17 protein-coding genes are annotated in these 18055 nt (G+C 43.3%); 16 read left to right on the top strand and 1 reads right to left on the bottom strand.

Going from position 1 to position 18055, the window contains the following annotated elements; all coding sequences use genetic code 11:
- Nucleotides 1-137: 137 nt before the first annotated feature.
- The 10 genes from RZO55_RS05770 (at nt 138) to RZO55_RS05725 (ending at nt 9931) form a co-directional block, all read left to right on the top strand.
- A complete protein-coding gene (locus tag RZO55_RS05770) occupies nt 138-1577 on the top strand; it encodes a non-oxidative hydroxyarylic acid decarboxylases subunit C (RefSeq protein WP_318063335.1) in 1440 nt (479 codons plus the stop codon).
- A gap of 24 nt (nt 1578-1601) precedes the next feature.
- The gene (locus tag RZO55_RS05765; RefSeq protein ID WP_318063334.1) at nt 1602-1808 is read left to right on the top strand and encodes a non-oxidative hydroxyarylic acid decarboxylases subunit D; all 207 of its coding nucleotides are present in this window, start codon (nt 1602-1604) and stop codon (nt 1806-1808) included.
- Nucleotides 1809-1843: 35 nt separating this feature from the next.
- Nucleotides 1844-3226 (top strand): SLC13 family permease, encoded by a 1383-nt coding sequence (locus tag RZO55_RS05760; protein WP_318063333.1) that lies wholly within the window; start codon nt 1844-1846, stop codon nt 3224-3226.
- 24 nt (nt 3227-3250) lie between these two features.
- A complete protein-coding gene (locus RZO55_RS05755) occupies nt 3251-3814 on the top strand; it encodes a UbiX family flavin prenyltransferase (RefSeq protein ID WP_318063332.1) in 564 nt (187 codons plus the stop codon).
- Between the two features lie 31 nt (nt 3815-3845).
- Complete coding sequence (lpdD, locus tag RZO55_RS05750; protein WP_318063331.1) at nt 3846-4226, top strand: prenylated flavin chaperone LpdD; 381 nt, start codon at nt 3846-3848, stop codon at nt 4224-4226.
- Nucleotides 4227-4234: 8 nt separating this feature from the next.
- Entirely contained in the window at nt 4235-4753 is a 519-nt protein-coding gene (gene idi, locus RZO55_RS05745) for an isopentenyl-diphosphate Delta-isomerase (RefSeq protein WP_318063330.1), read from the top strand.
- Nucleotides 4754-4830: 77 nt separating this feature from the next.
- A complete protein-coding gene (locus RZO55_RS05740; protein ID WP_318063329.1) occupies nt 4831-6645 on the top strand; it encodes a methyl-accepting chemotaxis protein in 1815 nt (604 codons plus the stop codon).
- Between the two features lie 84 nt (nt 6646-6729).
- On the top strand, nt 6730-7428 hold the full coding sequence (locus RZO55_RS05735) for a 5'-methylthioadenosine/adenosylhomocysteine nucleosidase (RefSeq protein ID WP_318063328.1): 699 nt from the start codon (nt 6730-6732) through the stop codon (nt 7426-7428).
- A 127-nt stretch (nt 7429-7555) separates the two neighbouring features.
- Nucleotides 7556-8473 carry a hypothetical protein gene (locus tag RZO55_RS05730; RefSeq protein WP_318063327.1) on the top strand — a complete coding sequence of 306 codons (918 nt, stop codon included), beginning with the start codon at nt 7556-7558 and terminating at the stop codon, nt 8471-8473.
- 111 nt (nt 8474-8584) lie between these two features.
- Nucleotides 8585-9931: a glucose-6-phosphate isomerase gene (locus tag RZO55_RS05725; RefSeq protein WP_318063326.1), complete on the top strand. Its 1347-nt coding sequence runs from the start codon at nt 8585-8587 to the stop codon at nt 9929-9931.
- Between the two features lie 56 nt (nt 9932-9987).
- Here RZO55_RS05725 and RZO55_RS05720 read toward each other — a convergent pair whose 3' ends face one another.
- Complete coding sequence (locus RZO55_RS05720; protein ID WP_318063325.1) at nt 9988-10254, bottom strand: hypothetical protein; 267 nt, start codon at nt 10252-10254, stop codon at nt 9988-9990.
- 167 nt (nt 10255-10421) lie between these two features.
- Between RZO55_RS05720 and RZO55_RS05715 the strand changes: the two genes are divergently transcribed.
- From RZO55_RS05715 to RZO55_RS05690, 6 genes are all read left to right on the top strand, one after another.
- Nucleotides 10422-11513 (top strand): hypothetical protein, encoded by a 1092-nt coding sequence (locus RZO55_RS05715; protein WP_318063324.1) that lies wholly within the window; start codon nt 10422-10424, stop codon nt 11511-11513.
- Nucleotides 11514-11654: 141 nt separating this feature from the next.
- Nucleotides 11655-12254 carry a spore protease YyaC gene (gene yyaC / locus RZO55_RS05710; RefSeq protein ID WP_318063323.1) on the top strand — a complete coding sequence of 200 codons (600 nt, stop codon included), beginning with the start codon at nt 11655-11657 and terminating at the stop codon, nt 12252-12254.
- Nucleotides 12255-12316: 62 nt separating this feature from the next.
- Nucleotides 12317-13531 carry a LysM peptidoglycan-binding domain-containing protein gene (locus tag RZO55_RS05705; RefSeq protein ID WP_318063322.1) on the top strand — a complete coding sequence of 405 codons (1215 nt, stop codon included), beginning with the start codon at nt 12317-12319 and terminating at the stop codon, nt 13529-13531.
- A gap of 72 nt (nt 13532-13603) precedes the next feature.
- Nucleotides 13604-14878, top strand: a complete 1275-nt coding sequence (locus RZO55_RS05700; RefSeq protein WP_318063321.1) for a DUF5711 family protein — start codon at nt 13604-13606, stop codon at nt 14876-14878.
- Complete coding sequence (tkt, locus tag RZO55_RS05695) at nt 14875-16854, top strand: transketolase (RefSeq protein ID WP_318063320.1); 1980 nt, start codon at nt 14875-14877, stop codon at nt 16852-16854. Before RZO55_RS05700 ends, tkt begins: the two co-directional genes overlap by 4 nt.
- A gap of 46 nt (nt 16855-16900) precedes the next feature.
- Nucleotides 16901-17845, top strand: coding sequence for an ROK family glucokinase (locus tag RZO55_RS05690; protein WP_318063319.1), 945 nt, complete (start codon nt 16901-16903; stop codon nt 17843-17845).
- Nucleotides 17846-18055 lie beyond the last annotated feature (210 nt).

Raw genomic sequence — 18055 nt, 5'->3', positions numbered from 1 at the left:
TTCCATTTTGGAATAATGCCGCGAATTTAATCGAATTGCCATGAAATTTGTAATTGATTATAATTTTATTATGTTGGAAAAATATCCCAGCTTGTAACCATATCATCAGTTTATGAAGAAGATCAGGAGGAAAATTCATGGCAAAAGTTTATCAGGATTTGCGCAGTTTCCTTTCCACTCTGGAAGAAAACGGACAGTTAGTACGAATTAAGGAGGAGGTCAATCCAGAGCCGGATATTGCGGCGGCAGGAAGGGCTGCGGCAAACATTGAAGGTGGCCCGGCTGTTTTGTTTGAGAAGGTTAAAGGATATCCTTACAGCGTAGTCACTAATGTACACGGTTCATGGGCCAATCATGCTCTGATGCTGGGGATGGAGAAAAAGGCAACCGTTAAGGAGCAATTTCATGAAATTAACAGCAGATGGGACCGATTCCCGGTGAAACCTGAAATTCTTAAAAGAGAAGATGCTCCCTGTAAAGAAAATACCATTGATAAGGCGGAGGATATCAACCTGTTTGAGCTTTTTCCATTATATCGGATCAATGACCAGGATGGCGGTTTCTTTCTTTCCAAAGCTTCTATTATTACGGCGGACCCGAGGGAGCCGGATAACTTTGACAAGTTAAATGTAGGTACATACCGTATTCAGATAAAAGGGAAAAACCGTGTGGGCATTCAAGCACTGGCATTTCATGATATTGCGATCCAACTGGAAGCTGCGGAGAGAAAAAATGAAAAGGTACCGATTTGCATTACAGTTGGAAACAGTCCACTGGTTACCTATATGGCATCTACACCAGTAATGTATACTCAAAATGAGTACGAATTCGTAGGAGCCTTACAGGATGGTGTGCCGACTCAGATTGTTCAATCTGATCTTTATAAGAATCTTTACGTTCCTGCCGGTTCTGAGGTTGTTTTGGAAGGTTATATTGAGCCAAGGGTACGGGAAGTGGAAGGCCCGTTCGGAGAATTTCCTGGCTCCTACTCTGGTTCCAGACGTCAGTGCGTTATTACAATTACTCATGTAACTCACAGGACAAACCCGATTTTTGAAAACCTTTATCTTGGTATACCTTGGACTGAAATCGATTATCTCATGGCTTTAAATACATCGGTTCCTCTTTACCAGCAGATAAAGAGAGACTTCCCGGAAGTACAGGCAGTCAATGCGATGTATACACATGGAATCGGCTGTATTATATCCACAAAGGTAAGGTTTGGAGGTTTCGGAAAAGAGGTGGCATTCCGGCTTCTATCCACCCCTCATGGAGGTTCGTACAGTAAGATCATTATTATTGTTGATGAATTTGTTGATCCATTTAATCTCCCCCAGGTTATGTGGGCGTTGACAACCCGCGTCAGACCGGATAAGGACGTTGTAGTGATTCCCAATTGTCCGGGAATGCCTCTGGATCCCTCCTCATATCCTGCCGGTATGCATTCCAAACTGATTATTGATGCCACAACTCCAAAAGATCCGGAGCCGAATCCAAGAGAAGTAGAACTTTTAGAGCCGCCTGTAGGTTATGAGAAGTATGAAGACTTGATCCGAAAACTGATGTCTGAGATGTAAGCAATAATGAAAGGAGATTGAACTATGAAATGTCCCCGCTGTGACGGAACTAAAATTGAAGTGATTGCAACCTCTCCGGTAGGAAATGTCTGGGAAGTTTATGAATGTATGGATTGCTTCTATTCCTGGAGATCTACTGAAACTCCTCAGGTTCATGAAAAATTTAAGCTGAAAAAGGAAGAGATAGAAAACTTACAGATTATTCCTCCCATTCCCCCTCTTGATAAGTAATATTATGAGATATTGATCGTGAAAGGAGAAGCTTCGTGACATTCACCAAACAGAAATCAGGTTTTTTAATTGGTATTATTGTTTTTGTCCTTGTCCTACTTCTTCCCCTTGAAGGTCTGTCTAAGGAAGGACAGATTTGTCTTGGATTAACATTAATGACAGTAATCTGGTGGGCAGCGCAGGTTGCCCAGTCAGGTTACATCGGGGGATTTTATCTGGTCTGCGTATGTTTATTAAAGCTTGCTGATACGAAAGTGGTATTTGCAGGCTGGACAACCTCTACCCTGTGGCTGGTCATTGGTGCTTATATGATTGCGGCAGCTGTTAAAAAGTCGGGATTAGGGGAACGTATTTCTTATGCCTACATCCTCAAATTTGTCAGCTCATGGAAGAGCATTATCATTGGCATTTTTGTACTGACCTTTATACTGTCACTGTTTATCCCCCACCCCTGGCCGCGGGCGTTTTTAATCATGTCTGTCATGTCAGTTGTGATTAAGGCGGCAAATATGCCAAAGGAAGATGCAGTCAAAGTAGGCTTTACGGTATTTGCAGCCTCAGTACCGGTTTCACTTGTTTTTTTAACCGGCGATTCTGTAATCAACCCCCTGGTAGTGACTTACTGTACGACAGAAAGTATTAATTTTATACGATGGTTTCAGTTAATGGGACCGCCGGCCCTGTTTTTAAGCATCTCAACCCTGCTTTTGATTCTGATTCTGTTTAAACCGTCAAAAGAGGTTGAAGTTAATTTTGAGGAAGTGCGTGCTGCACAGTCAGCCCTTGGTAAAATGACTGAAAAGGAAAAGAGAACCCTGATCTGGATATTGATTGCAATAGGCCTCTGGTTAACCAATGGGATTACCGGTCTTGATGTGGGCTGGGTCACTTTGGCTGTGGCAATGTGTATGGCTCTGCCTGTAATTGGTAATGTTCTGACTGTAAAAGAGTGGGGAGATGTTCCTGTTCATGTCCTGGTATTTCTAACCTCTGCAATTGCGATTGGAAAGGTAGGAGCAGTAACGGGCATGAATGAATGGCTTGCAGAAACGCTGCTTCCAAAAACCATGCCTGGCAACATACTGGTACTATCCCTGATGATTGCCGCAATTGCTATTGCAATTCATATGTTTATGGGGTCTGTAATAGCAGTCATGGGTGTTGCCATACCGGCAATCCTTGTATGTACCAATGCACTGGGAATCAATGAAGTGGCAGTAATTTTTGTTATTTATCTGGCTATTTCCGGTCATTATATTCTTCCGTTCCACCACCTGAATTTACTGGTGGGACAGGGGGAGGAAAATGGAATGTATACGCAAAAGGAAACAGTAAAGATGGGAGTTCCGCTTCTTATTCCGATATTTTTTACCGTTGCTTTTGCAGTCATCTGGTTTACCGTGCTCGGTATTTTATAACTGCTTGTTAAGAGAGGTGTTTTAATGCGAATTATTGTAGGAGTATCAGGAGCAACCGGTGTAGTAATGAGTTTATATCTGCTAAAAGCGCTGAAAAGTTTTAAGGATTGTGAGGTGCATCTGGTAGTATCGGATTGTGCCAGAAAAACCTGGGAGCTTGAGACAGATGAACCCTTTGAGAGGTTAATTGAACAGGCAGATTATTATTATGATGTACATAATCTTGCCGCAGCCATCTCAAGCGGCTCATATCAGACAGACGGAATGATTATATTGCCCTGCAGTATGAAGACGCTGTCCGGAGTAGTAAATGGTTTCACCGATAATCTCCTGATCAGGGCAGCAGATGTCTGTATGAAGGAAAACCGGAAAGTGGTTCTTTGTACAAGAGAAATGCCTCTTGGAAGGGTTCATCTTCGCAATATGTCTGAGGCTGCAGATTTAGGTTGTACCATAATCCCCCCCATGCTGACTTTCTATAATGGAGCTCGTTCTCTGGAAGATCAGATTAATCATGTAGTTGGTAAGATTCTGATGCAGTTTGGACTGGATCTAAAAAGCTTTGTTCCCTGGCGCGGTGCGAAGTAGGGCCGGGGAGATTAAAAAAGGAAGTGACACTATGATAAGCAAAACCTTCGGAGCAGGAAAACATAAAATAAATTTTACTGCCCATGTGACAAATGGGTACGGACTGGCCGTTATTGTAGACGGAGGCGAACGGGCTCATCTGGGAGGCGTGGCATTAGCGTCTCCTGGTGTAAAAATTGATGGGCAGCAGCTTTCCAGTTGCGATCTCTGGACCCTGACAGTACCCGGTCACAAGGATGCACAACTTGCAGAAAAGATTGCAAAGAAGCTTTGTTTAGCAGCCGGAGAGCCGGTGTCTGTAAGTCTTGGCGTTCACGTAGAGCATGCAACTGTACAGGACATCAATCTCCTGTGTGAAAATGTGGAAGCTGCTGCAGATCTGTTTTTAAAAGAATATTTGAAAAATGACTGATTGGAGCAATGATGGATCATTTAATCTGTGTTGATATACAGGATCGGGAAATTGGGAAAGCAACCAAAGAGGAGTGCCATAAAAAAGGATTGCTTCACAGGGCTTTTTCGGTATTTTTGTATCATGAGGGAAAATTACTGCTTCAGCGGCGTGCAATTGGAAAATATCATTCCGGCGGCTTATGGACCAATGCATGCTGCTCCCATCCCCGCTGTGAGGAATCTTTAACGGAAGCAGTTAAGCGGCGGCTTTACCAGGAACTTTCAGTTGTCTGCAGCTGCCAAGAAGTGGGGGAATTTGTTTATTTTCACAAGTTTCATAACGAGATGTATGAGTATGAATATGATCATGTGTTTATTGGTCAGTATTATGGAGAAATCAGTCCGGACAAGGAAGAGATTATGGATCTGAAATGGATGGAAACAACTGATTTGTCTGAAAGCATGCTGCACAATCCGGAGCAATATACGGTATGGTTTCTGACTGCAGCACCTATGGTTATAAAAAAACTGACGGGCGGAAAATAACCAGGTTAAAGACCTGGATTTTTCGCTGTTCAGAGATAGATATATTTTAGAATAAATACATAATGAGAGGTACAATTATGAAAGACAAAAGAGGTTTCAATGAATTTATCAGAGGTTTATCGGTTAAATGGAAGTTATCAATCGGGTTTGGTGTAGTGTTTTTAATATTACTGGTTTCCCTTGGAACTTCTGCGGCCAGCATATCCAAAATAGGTAATCAGGTAGATTTATATTCGAAATTCACCTATCCTCTTACCTATAACAACTTAGTGGCCCAACGAGAAGCTGTTTCGGTTCAGAGATTTTTGCTGATGGCGCTTCTTGAGAAGGAAGCAGGGAAAGATTACAAGCCCTCTCTTGATATGTCCGGTAAGAGTGCACAAAATTTCATGGAGGTTTTTGATAAATTTGCTAAAAACCAGCGCAGCGCAGCAAATGATAAAAACATAGCAGATGTAAATCAGCATGTACAGGAGGCAGAAGCAGCCCGTAATAAAATACTGGAACTGCTTAATGATCCGTCTACTAAGGATTCATCCGCAGCCTATAAAATTTTCCAGGAAGAATTTTTACCTCCTTTTAATCAGATTACAGATATAATGGAACAGATGAATCTGGTTGGTGCACAAAAAGCAGATATTCAGAAGCAAACAGCAAAAGGAGTGATTGCTGAGTCATGGGTGATTCTTCTGGTGGTACTGGTGGCATCTGTTTTAGCAACCCTCTCTATTATTTTTATATTGACACGGGCAATCTTAAAACCAGTCAAAGAAATAGAAGAAGTTTATAAAGAAATGGCGGAAGGAAATCTACGCTCAGAAATTCACTATGAAAGTCGTGATGAGCTGGGACGTATGGCAGACAGCATCCGTACCACTAATGCAAGACTTACATCATATATTGAAGATATTATTTCAAAACTGACCATGCTGTCTCAGGGAAATATGAGCTTTACTGTGGATCTGGATTATGTTGGGGATTTCTCAGCAATTAAAGAGTCTTTACTCAGTACTATCGCTTCTCTGAATTCAACCATGCAGGTAATTCATACCGCTGCGGAGCAGGTGAACTCCGGAGCAGGTCAGGTCTCTGATGCATCCCAGGCACTTGCATCTGGTGCAACAGAGCAGGCGGCTACGATAGAAGAACTGACTGCTTCCGTTCATAGTGTAACAGAAAAAGCGGAAAAGAATACGGTATCTGTACGCAATGCAACGGAATCTGTATTCCAGGCAGGCCAGGGCGTGGGAGAAAGCAATAACCGAATGAAGCAGCTGAATGAGGCAATGAGAGAAATCAGCCATTCTTCTGAAGAGATTTCCAAAGTAACAAAGATTGTGGAAGACATTGCTTTCCAGACAAACATACTGGCATTAAATGCGGCAGTAGAAGCAGCAAGAGCGGGTGAGGCAGGCAAGGGCTTTGCGGTTGTTGCGGATGAAGTGAGAAATCTGGCTGCAAAATCAGCGGAAGCGGCCAAGCAGACGGCGGATCTGGTGCAGAAATCTACGGATAAGGTAGCAGAAGGGGAACGGATGGCCAATGAAAGTTTAAAGCTTTTAGATAATGTTGCAGTAAAAGCGGATCTGGTTGATAAAGCAATAAAACAGATAGAATCCGACACTCAGGACCAGGCAAATGCCATTGTTGAGATTAATCAGGGACTTTCCCAGGTTTCTGCAGTCGTACAGACCAATGCTGCAACTGCAGAGGAAAGCTCTGCTTCCAGTGAGGAGCTGGCTGCACAGGCACAGATTCTCCGGGAACAGATTTCAAAATTCAAGCTTACAAATGTAACCAATACAACCGGAAAAGAATATTATACGAAAAGAGCTGTGGAACCGGAATCAAATCAATCAGCGGCTTTTGACTCTGCGTCCGGAAAATATTGAAATTAATCACACAATTGCTCCGTTTTCCGTTATAATAATACGGTAGCCGGTGATATAATGGATAAAATATAAAGGAGGACTGCTGTGTTAGGAATTATCGGAGCAATGGATGTAGAAGTTGCAGAAATAAAAGAATCCATGAATGATGTAACGGTTGAAACCATAGCGGCAATGGATTTTTATAAAGGAATATTAAAAGGGCTTGAAGCAGTTGTGGTCCGGTGCGGGATTGGAAAGGTCAATGCTGCCATCTGTACACAGATTCTGGCGGATCATTACCATGTGAGCGCTGTCATTAATACCGGAATCGCCGGTTCTTTAAAGAACGAAATCAATATTGGTGATGTGGTTCTGTCTACCGATGTGGTACATCATGATATGGATGCCACCGGCTTTGGTTACCCGGCGGGACAGATTCCCCAGATGAAGGAATTTTCATTTCATGCAGATGAAAATCTTCGGAATCTGGCTGAGAATTGCTGCAAAGAGGTGAATCCTGAAGTTGGAATTTTTAAAGGAAGAGTGGTTTCAGGGGACCAGTTTGTTTCTGACAGGGTTAAAAAAACCTGGATATCTGATACATTTAAAGGTTTTTGCACGGAGATGGAGGGTGCGGCTATCGCTCAGACGGCCCACTTAAACCACATACCATTTCTGGTTATCAGAGCAATCTCAGATAAGGCGGATGACAGCGCAAATATGGACTACAGCGAGTTTGAACAGAAGGCAGTTAAAGCTTCTGTGAACCTCATTTTAGCTATGGCAGAAAAATATTCAGATTAACTTAAGAATCGAATCCTGGCAGGATTTGACGAACGATTCTAGGCTCTCTCATCTTCCCAAAGGCAGTCCGGGTGTTTATAATAAACCTATCACCCGGAGATGCCGGGAAGAAAGGGGAGCTATTATTATGCTGGAATTTTTACAGACAGGCAAAGCGTTATACGTGCTTGCAATTTTCTGCGGTATTGGTATTATTACCAGATGGCTGACACGTAACCTCTACAAAAGACTGATTAAAGAATCAGATAATCTGACACTTACCAAAAACAGGAATCTTCGTGCTTTTAAACAGAAGACCGAATCAACTTATCAAATGAACCAGGGGATTCCCAGGGTCAAGGCTTATTTGGAAAGACAGATGTATGATTTTAAACATATGGGTATTACACTCCATGGCTGGAACATGTTTTCCAATCAAATGACACTCTGGTGCTTCTTAGGAGGCGGTGCCGCCGCATTTGGCGCCTACTGGTACCGGACAGATCCTTACTATATTGTGTTGTATGGTTCCGTAGGTATTATGGCAGGCCTGTTTACCATACTGGTGGATCATGGTGCCGGAATAGCAGAAAAGCGGCAGCAGCTGTTTGCAGCACTGGATAATTATCTGGAGAATACATTGATCTACCGGCTGGATCAGGAGCGGGAAGAATCGGCATCTATGACTGGTCCCAGACTGGAGCCTCGTGAGAATATCCGATCAATCTATGCTGCCCAGACAAGGAACGCAGCAGAGCCGGAGGCAGAACCGGACCGGAAAGCGGACAGAAGGAGCACCAGGCAAAGGGGGCGTAACCGTCCTCAGAAGCAGACGGAGGAATATTCTGATGAAATGGAGCATGTGCCAATGAGAGGAGAACCCATGGAATCAGTGGAAGCAAAAAGTTCCGTCCGTGACGTGGATTATTTAAAAAAGAGTCTGGAGCAGATTGCGGCTAGCAGGGAAAAGGTGCGGGGCAACAGGCAGGGAGAGGAATGGCTTAAGGATTTAAACCCGGAGGAAATAAAGTTAATCGGGGAGATTCTTCAGGAATATTTAACATGAACGTTCGGAGGGCAGAAGAAAATAAAGTCGCATTTCGATGAATTTTATGATATAATTTTCCTAAACAGGCAGACAGGAACCTGACATAATAGGAAAAGGAGAATATTAGCAATGGGAAATATAGTGTTTGATGATTCCAAAGCAGCAGGTTTTGTAACAGCAGAAGAGATGGATAACATGAAAGCCACTGTAATGTGTGCGAAAGAAGTGCTGATGAACAAAACTGGTGCAGGTAATGATTTCTTGGGATGGATTGATCTACCGGTCAATTACGATAAAAAGGAATTCCAGGAAATAAAGGCAGCAGCAGAAAAGATTCAGAATGATTCGGATGTTCTGCTGGTTGTCGGGATCGGCGGTTCTTATCTTGGTGCAAGGGCAGCGATCGAATTTTTATCCCACAGCTTTTATAACGTATTACCAAAAGGAAAACGTAAAACTCCGGAGATTTATTTCGTCGGCAACAGCATCAGCAGTAAATACATTCAGGATTTAAAGGATGTGCTGGAAGGAAAAGATTTCTCCGTTAATATTATATCCAAATCCGGTACAACCACAGAGCCTGCAATTGCATTTCGTGTATTTAAGGATCTGCTGATCGAAAAGTATGGACGTGAAGAGGCAAATAAAAGGATTTATGCCACTACGGATAAGGCGAAGGGTGCGTTAAAGAATTTAGCGGACCAGGAGGGTTATCAGACGTTTGTTGTTCCGGATGATGTGGGAGGACGTTTCTCAGTGCTTACGGCAGTCGGCCTTCTTCCGATTGCAGTATCCGGCGCTGATATTAATAAATTGATGGAAGGCGCAGCCGCCGCCAGAGAGGAGGCATTAGGCGCACCTTATGAGTCCAACGGTGCTCTCCGGTACGCTGCAATCCGCAACATCCTCTTAAGAAAAGGAAAAGCGGTTGAGATCGTGGCCAATTATGAGCCAAGCCTTCATTATGTTTCCGAGTGGTGGAAACAGCTGTTTGGAGAAAGCGAGGGAAAGGATCAGAGAGGTATTTTTCCGGCAGCAGTGGATTTAACCACAGACTTGCACTCTATGGGACAGTTTATTCAGGATGGGTCCCGAATTATGTTTGAAACTGTATTAAACGTGGCAGAATCTCCGGCAGAGATTCTTTTAAAGGAAGAAGAGGTTGATACAGACGGAATGAATTATCTGGCGGGAAAGAGCGTGGACTTCGTCAACAAGAGCGCGATGAATGGAACGATTCTGGCGCACAGTGACGGAGATGTCCCGAATCTGATGGTTAACATTCCGGGGCAGGATGAATTCAGCTTAGGACAGCTGTTCTATTTCTTTGAATATGCCTGTGGTGTAAGCGGCTATATTCTGGGAGTGAATCCATTCAACCAGCCGGGGGTAGAAAGCTATAAAAAGAATATGTTTGCTCTGCTTGGCAAACCCGGGTTTGAGAAGGAGAGAGAAGAGCTCTTAAAGAGATTATAAATTTATAATAAAAAAGTCCTGCCACGGCTGTGGCGGACTTTTTTTTTACCCTGAGTTTATTCTTCTATAATCTGTATTTCAAGAAAATCAAAATCAATGGGTTCTATAAAATTATCCTGATTAAATCGTGCTTTTGAATGTAGTTTAAAATCCTTGATTGTGGAATCAAGCCAAATGGGCTTTCCAAGATCAAACTGATAGCAGATCTCCTCCAGAGACTGAAACACCATGGAAGTCCTGGACAGACTGTAGTCGGAGTTACAGATGACGGTATCTTTAACGATCCGGGTATTCGTTATCAATTTTGCCCACATACGAAACATATTAATTTTCCCTTCTAACAGACAAATTTCGGTTTGCAACAACAGTATACTCAGTCGATTATAGCATTATGGGAAGGAATCTGGCAAGGAAGAAATACAGGACGTTGTAAAAGCAGTCATCCTATGATAAAATTATCAGAGGAAAAACCGAAGGAGGAAGACGAAAGATGGCACAGCCGATTGAAGATCAGGTTGGATTTCTGGGAGAAGCATGCAGAGCTGTTCAGGAGCTGGCGGTAAGTAAAAGTTTGCTGGAAAAATTCCGTCTGGAAGAAAAGAATCTTTTAAGAGAATTGGAATCAGAGAGAAAGGCTGTGACCGATGCCATCAGCCTTACGGTAAAGAAGCGGGTCCAGGAGATTAACGATACTTATGACAGAGAGATCGCAAAGGAACAGGAACATTTAAAGCGCCTGAGGAATAAGCGGGAGAAAGCAAAAACTCAGGGTGTAAAGGAAAGAATTGAAGAAGAAACCCAGGAGCTTAAGGATAAAAACAGAGAGCTGGCCGGGGAACTTAAATCTGTTTTCAAACGGGATCATGTTCCGTCTTATTGTAGAAGTACCTGGTACTATGCCCTGTTTTTTACCAGGGGATTTTCTGAAATGTTTATTTTGCTGATTACTGCACTTATTTTCTTCCTGGCTATACCGTGCGGAGTCTATTTTCTGATACCTCATAGAAATACATTTTATCTGGCAGGCATCTATTTTGTCTCCATTCTGTTTTTTGGAGGAATTTATATATTGATTAATAACCGAACCAGGGTGAGGCACCCTGAGGCTCTTAAGAAAGGGCGGCTCATTAAGAACTCCATAAAATCCAACCGAAGGAAGCTTCGTGCCATTATACGAGACATAAAGAAGGACAGGAATGAGAAGGTCTATAATCTGGAACGTTTCGATGACGAAATAGCTAAGACAGAACAGGACCTTATGAATATAGCAGACAAGAAACAGGAGGCTTTAAACACGTTTGATAAGGTGACAAGTACTATCATCTCCGATGAGATCGCCAGCAGCAAGAGAGAAAAGATCTCAATGCTTGAGAAAGAACATGAAGAGGTGGTAACAAACTGGAAGGAAGCCCAGATACGGGTTAAGGAACAGACTCTTTTTATCAATGATAATTATGCTTCTTATATTGGATCTGATTTTATGATACCGGAAAAGCTTGATGAACTGGCTGATATCATACGAATGGAAAAGGCATCAACAATCAGTGAAGCCAAAGACATTTACAATAGCATGAAAGACTAATTCAAAAGGTACAGGAACCTGCACATGGAAATAGCAGACCTGTACTTTTTTTGTGTTTTTAGAGGAGAATGCGGTGAATAATTCCAGAGAACCCGGCTTATAATAGAACAGAGAAAAATAAGGACAGCAGGGCAGTATATTATGAAAATATGGGAAAGAATTGCAATCCGGGGAAATCGGGATGTTTTTTATTATGACACACGGCAGACCTTTGAAGCCGAGGAATTTGCTGCCAGACTTTACAACATGATATGCTCGGAGCAGGAGAATGGAAAAACGGCGGGGGTGTTGTTACTATGCATTGGTACCGACCGTTCCACGGGAGACAGCCTTGGGCCCTTAATTGGTTATAAGCTAAATGAAATGGGAATTGAACACATTGATATACTTGGCACGCTGGAGCGTCCGGTTCATGCCATGAATTTAGAGACCTATCAGACTATTTTAAAACTACGTTACCCCAATCATGTGGTGATAGCGGTGGATGCTTCCGTTGGAAATATGGAGCACATCGGTTATGTTACCCTTGGAAAAGGAGCACTAAAGCCGGGACTGGGAGTGAGCAAGGAGCTTCGTGCAGTAGGTGATATATTTATTACTGGTATCGTGGGAAGCTGCGGAAATTATGATCCGCTCATGCTTCAGAGCATCCGGCTTTCTGTTGTAATGCGGATGGCCGACTGTATCAGCCGGAGTATTTGCCTTGTCGAAAAGTTATGGGAAAATACGTACTTTCTTTGACACGTTTTTCAATTACCGTATGCTATGATTCATTGGATTAAATAGAATAGCGGGGTGATCCAATGGATGAATTATACAATCCGTTCCCAAAGCTGCCAAAAAATATCAGACAGATCGGGGAACGGGATGAGATCGTAAAACTGTATGTAGAAGATTATGTTAACACATATTTAAAACGTCTGTATCCTGCAAGTGGACAAAGACTAAGGGTTGGACTTCTATTAGGCAGTCTGGAGCTAAACGAAGGAACTCCATATATCTTCATTGACGGAGCATTGGAAATGGAGGATGTAACAGAAGAAGGGCGAAAGGTGGCCTTTACAGAGCTATCCTGGAAAAGGGCTTCCCAGAGCATGGAACAGCTGTTTCCCAAGCGGTCCATACAGGGCTGGTTTATATGCGGAAGTCCGGGAGATGACCTGACTCCTTTAAATTACTGGAAACAGCATATGCAGTATTTTGGAGGACCGAATAAGCTAATGTATCTAAGTTGTGGTACGGAGGGGGATGAAACAATTTATGTTACCTCGGAGGATGGGTTTTATAAACTTCAGGGGTACAGTATCTACTATGAACGAAATCAGATGATGCAGGACTATATGGTACTGCGTAAGGATGTAAAACGTATCGAAACCGATACAAATGATAAGGTAATTGAAGAATTCCGCAAGCGAATGGGCGAGAATAAGGAAGAGGCATCGGACAGGCATCAGACTGTCGGACTTCTCCGGGGCATGTGCATGGCCATGTCAGTCGTCATATTAGCTGGCGGAATTGTTATGTTTAACAACTATGAACAGATGCGTGGTATGGAAAGTGTAGTAGTATCTGCAATTCCGGCAAAGGCTGAAAAACTAATTCTGGGAGATAAAAGCCAGGAAAAGGGAAATAAGAAAGAATCCGGAGTTGTGGTGGAGGAAGCAGATGGAGAGGTCTATCCAACCTCTGCAGTCAATAAGGAAACTATGTCTGAAACTATGCCTGAGACGGCACAGTCAGCGGCACAGGCTGAGGATACGGCCGGTGAGACAACGGCTGCTCCTCAAACAGACACAGGAGAAAAGGTGACACAGGCAGCAAAGCCTGAGACTTCACCTGCAACGGAGGCGGCAGTATCGGACGGTCAGCGCACCCATGTTGTGGTGGAAGGCGAGACCCTGTACGGAATCTGTATAGCTGAATACAATAATATCAGTAAATTAAAAGAAATTTGTGAATTAAATGGGTTGGAAGACGAAAATAAGATAGTTGCGGGTCAGAAATTGCGTCTTCCTTAGAAAAACTTAATGCGTTTCTCTCCGATTTGATGTATACTACAATTATATATGGGCATTTTTAGGAGAAACTGCATGAGCGATATGAACTCAATGAACAGAGAGATAAAGAAAGACCAGCTGCGGCGTCAGATTGTCCCGGCTTCACCGCAAAAGGACGAGGACAGCAATGAAATCATAAAAAGAGCCCGCACGAAGGTAAAAAAGAAAAGATTTAAGATTTTTCTGGTGGTGTTATTGATCCTGTCTGCCGGAGCAGTCAGTCTGTATACATATTTTAAATATTGTCAGTATACTGGATACAGTGTCATCTGGGAAAAATCGTTGAATGAGGGCAGCTATGTGGGATATTTAACCTTCGGCAGCAATGTGCTGAAATACAGCAAAGATGGAGCTTCGTATATCGATTCCCAGGGAAAAGAGGTATGGATCCAAAGCTACGAGATGAAATCCCCGGTTGCCAGTGTGAATGGACCTTTCGCGGTCATTGCAGACCAGCAGGGCAATTCCATATATATCTTTGACAAGACAGGTAATACAGGAGTGGCTACGACGGTGCTGCCCATTATAAAAGCTACGGTATCTGCCCACGGAGTTGTGGCGGCAATTTTAGAAGATAGTACTTCCAATTACGTGTATTTTTACAAACGGGATGGCAGCTATTTGGATGTGAAGATCAAAGTTCTGTTAGGAGGCAAATCCGGTTATCCGGTTGATATCAGCTTATCTCCAGATGGAACCCAGCTGATTGGAGCCTATGCATATTTAAAAAACGGAACGATGAACGGAAGAGTTGCCTTTCATAACTTTGCTGAGATAGGAAAAAGTGTAGGGAACAGGCTGGTGGGAGGATTTGATGAACCATACGAGCAATCACTTGTAGCACAGGTCCGGTTCCTTGATGACACGTATTCCTGTGCGTTTGCAGATAACGGTATTTCATTTTTCTCCACAAAGAATGCTCTCTCTCCGGAACTTATTAAACAGGTACCGGCAGAGGACGAGATAAAAAGTGTATTTTTCTCGGACAAGTATGTAGGAATTATCCTTAATAATTCCGAAGGAGAGAATGAGTACAAGCTGAATGTATATAAATCCAATGGTAATCTGGTATTTACCAGTGGTTTCCAATATCAGTATACACATGCTGATATTGACGGAAACCTGGTAATTTTGTATAATGAAGACTCTTGCAGAGTCTATAATATGTCAGGAAGACTTAAGTTTTCCAGTACATTTGATTTTCCCATATCCAAAATCCGAGGCGGCAGACTTCCAAATACTCTGATCGTGACCGGACCCCAAAACATGAAAGAAATAAGATTACAAATAGGAGGACAATACCAATGAGCAACATCGATACTATGTCAATTAATGCAATCCGCATCCTTTCTGCCGATGCAATCCAGAAAGCTAACTCCGGACATCCGGGACTTCCATTAGGCTGCGCATCCGCTGCGTATGAATTATGGGCCAATCATATGAATCATAATCCAGCAGATCCTACATGGGCCAACAGAGACCGTTTTGTATTATCCGGAGGTCATGGATCCATGCTTCTGTATTCACTTCTTCATCTGTTTGGATATGGAAATCTGTCCAAAGAGGATGTGATGAATTTCCGTCAGATGGATTCTAAAACCCCAGGTCATCCGGAATACGGCCATACAGTTGGTGTAGAAGCAACAACAGGTCCTCTGGGCGCTGGTATGGGTATGGCAGTAGGTATGGCAATTGCTGAGAGCCATCTTGCCGCTGTATTTAATAAGGACAACTATCCAGTGGTGGATCATTACACTTATGCTCTGGGCGGTGACGGCTGTATGATGGAGGGTATTTCCTCTGAGGTATTTTCTCTTGCAGGCACTCTTGGTCTTGGGAAATTAATTGTTTTCTATGATTCCAATAAAATTTCCATAGAAGGAAGTACAGATATCGCATTTAGAGAGAACGTACAGAAACGTATGGAAGCATTTGGTTTTCAGATTATTACGGTTGAAGACGGTAACGACCTGGAGGCCATCGGCCGTGCTATTGAAGATGCGAAGGCTGATACCGAGCATCCGTCCTTTATTACAATAAATACCCAGATCGGTTACGGCTGTCCTGCAAAACAGGGAAAAGCAAGCGCTCATGGAGAACCTCTGGGCGCAGACAATATTACTGCATTAAAAGAGAATCTGGGCTGGCCTTCTATGGAGCCGTTCTACGTTCCGGAGGAAGTTTACAGCCATTATAGAGAACTTGCAGAGGAAAAGGCAGAGACAGAGGCAGCATGGAATGTGATGTTTGCTGCATATTGTCAGGAATATCCTGAGTTGGAGACATTATGGAATGCATATTATGATCCGGATGCAGGAGAAAAATCCATTGAAGCTTGCGCTGATTTCTGGAAAAAGCCCGAAAAGGCAGATGCAACCAGAAACTTATCCGGTCAGGTTTTAAACAGAATTAAAACATTTATGCCTAACTTAATCGGAGGCTCTGCAGATTTAGCGCCTTCCAATAAGACGAATATGTCGGATATGGGAGATTACAGCAAAGAAAACCGTAGCGGAAGAAATATGCATTTCGGAGTTCGGGAACTTGGTATGACTGCCATTGGAAACGGTATGATGCTTCACGGAGGACTTCGTACCTATGTGTCCACTTTCTTTGTTTTCAGTGATTATACCAAGCCTATGGCACGTCTTTCCGCTTTGATGGGAGTGCCGTTAACCTTTGTATTCACCCACGACAGCATTGGTGTTGGTGAAGATGGTCCGACTCATGAGCCGATTGAGCAGCTTGCCATGTTACGTGCATTGCCAAACTTCCATGTATTCCGTCCTTGTGATGAAACAGAGACAGAAGCAGCCTGGTATTCTGCCCTGACTTCCAAGAAGACACCGACAGGCCTGGTTCTGACCAGACAGAATTTAACTCCTATGCCAGGAAGCAGCAAAGAGGCTTTAAAGGGTGGTTACGTTATCGATGACTGTGAAGGAACACCGGATCTGATTCTTATTGCAAGCGGATCGGAAGTGGAACTTTCTGTGAAGGCAAAAGAGCTTCTTACGGACAGAAAAGTCCGCGTGGTTTCTATGCCCTGTATGGATTTATTTGAAGAGCAGAGCGATGAGTATAAGGAATCTGTACTTCCGAAGGCAGTAAGGAAACGTGTGGCGGTAGAAGCGTTAAGTGACTTCGGCTGGGGCAAATATGTTGGTCTTGACGGCGCATATGTGACTATGACCGGGTTTGGAGCCAGCGGTCCTGCAAAGCTGTTGTTTGAGCACTTTGGATTTACACCTGAGCATGTTGCAGAGGTGGCAAAATCCTTATAATCAAAACATCTGCTTTGATACAAAAGCATAAAGGAGCGTATCGGACATGGGAAAAAAGTGTATTGGCATAGATGTGGGAGGAACATCTGTTAAGATCGGAATATTTGAAACAACAGGGGAACTTCTTCATAAATGGGAGGTAGTGACCAGAACGGAAGAGAACGGAAGATATATATTGGATGATGTATCTGACTCTATTCTGGAAACGATTACCAAACTTAAACTCTCTCTGGATGAAATCAAAGGAATAGGAATGGGCGTTCCTGGTCCGGTTATGCCTGATGGATATGTGGAGGTTTGCGTAAATTTAGGCTGGCGTGATTTATATCCAGGCAGAGAGCTGAGCAGCAGGCTGGATGGAATTCCGGTACTCTGCGGTAATGATGCCAATGTGGCAGCTCTGGGCGAGATGTGGCAGGGCGGTGCAAAAGGCTACGAAGACATTGTTATGGTCACTCTGGGCACAGGTGTTGGCGGCGGCGTAATCTTAGGTGAGAAGATTATTTCCAGTAAACATGGACTGGCAGGGGAAATCGGTCATATTCATATCCGGGATGAAGAGACGGAGCATTGTAACTGCGGCGGTGTGGGCTGCGTGGAGCAGATTGCCAGTGCGACCGGAATTGCAAGGGAAGCCAGAAGGAAGATGGCTTCAACTGAACTTCCTTCTGGCTTAAGGGACTTCGGAGATGATGTGACTGCAAAAGAAGTGTTAGATGCGGCAAAGGCGGGAGATGAACTGGCAAAGTCAGTGATAGATGTTGTCGGTCACTATCTGGGGCTTACGCTGGCGCAGATTTCCATGGTCATTGATCCGGAAGTATTCGTTATAGGCGGAGGCGTATCAAAGGCAGGCCAGTTCCTGATAGATGAGATTTTCCGCCATTATGATGCATTTACCCCAATTTCAAAAAGCAAAAGCAGGATTGTTCTTGCAACACTGGGGAATGATGCAGGTATCTTTGGTGCGGCAAGATTAATTCTTGACTGATTATGAATGTGTCTTAAAAGGAAAGCAGAGAGAATGAAACTCTCCCTGCTTTCCTTTTTGCATTAACTGTGCTTGTGAGGGCTTATTTACAATTTACTAAATTATGATATAATGGGAATACTTCACAAAGAATAAACCTCGTGACATGAGGAGACCCCGGCTGCCAGGCAGTCGGGGCAATTATGAAAAATCTATGTGCAATTTGACTAT

The sequence above is a fragment of the Clostridium boliviensis genome (genome assembly GCF_033342255.1).
In the GTDB taxonomy this organism is placed as follows: Bacteria; Bacillota; Clostridia; order Lachnospirales; family Lachnospiraceae; genus Lacrimispora; species Lacrimispora boliviensis.
The sequence above is the reverse complement of the archived record's forward strand: the minus strand, read 5'-3'. Positions and strand labels throughout refer to the sequence as shown.

Coding starts and splice junctions, on each gene's coding strand:
- RZO55_RS05705 (WP_318063322.1), top strand. CDS start 12,317: ATGGATGAATTATACAATCCGTTCCCAAAGCTGCCAAAAAATATCAGA.
- RZO55_RS05740 (WP_318063329.1), top strand. CDS start 4,831: ATGAAAGACAAAAGAGGTTTCAATGAATTTATCAGAGGTTTATCGGTT.
- RZO55_RS05690 (WP_318063319.1), top strand. CDS start 16,901: ATGGGAAAAAAGTGTATTGGCATAGATGTGGGAGGAACATCTGTTAAG.
- yyaC (WP_318063323.1), top strand. CDS start 11,655: ATGAAAATATGGGAAAGAATTGCAATCCGGGGAAATCGGGATGTTTTT.
- RZO55_RS05755 (WP_318063332.1), top strand. CDS start 3,251: ATGCGAATTATTGTAGGAGTATCAGGAGCAACCGGTGTAGTAATGAGT.
- RZO55_RS05730 (WP_318063327.1), top strand. CDS start 7,556: ATGCTGGAATTTTTACAGACAGGCAAAGCGTTATACGTGCTTGCAATT.
- RZO55_RS05725 (WP_318063326.1), top strand. CDS start 8,585: ATGGGAAATATAGTGTTTGATGATTCCAAAGCAGCAGGTTTTGTAACA.
- idi (WP_318063330.1), top strand. CDS start 4,235: ATGATGGATCATTTAATCTGTGTTGATATACAGGATCGGGAAATTGGG.
- RZO55_RS05770 (WP_318063335.1), top strand. CDS start 138: ATGGCAAAAGTTTATCAGGATTTGCGCAGTTTCCTTTCCACTCTGGAA.
- RZO55_RS05715 (WP_318063324.1), top strand. CDS start 10,422: ATGGCACAGCCGATTGAAGATCAGGTTGGATTTCTGGGAGAAGCATGC.
- tkt (WP_318063320.1), top strand. CDS start 14,875: ATGAGCAACATCGATACTATGTCAATTAATGCAATCCGCATCCTTTCT.
- lpdD (WP_318063331.1), top strand. CDS start 3,846: ATGATAAGCAAAACCTTCGGAGCAGGAAAACATAAAATAAATTTTACT.
- RZO55_RS05700 (WP_318063321.1), top strand. CDS start 13,604: ATGAGCGATATGAACTCAATGAACAGAGAGATAAAGAAAGACCAGCTG.
- RZO55_RS05720 (WP_318063325.1), bottom strand. CDS start 10,254: ATGTTTCGTATGTGGGCAAAATTGATAACGAATACCCGGATCGTTAAA.
- RZO55_RS05765 (WP_318063334.1), top strand. CDS start 1,602: ATGAAATGTCCCCGCTGTGACGGAACTAAAATTGAAGTGATTGCAACC.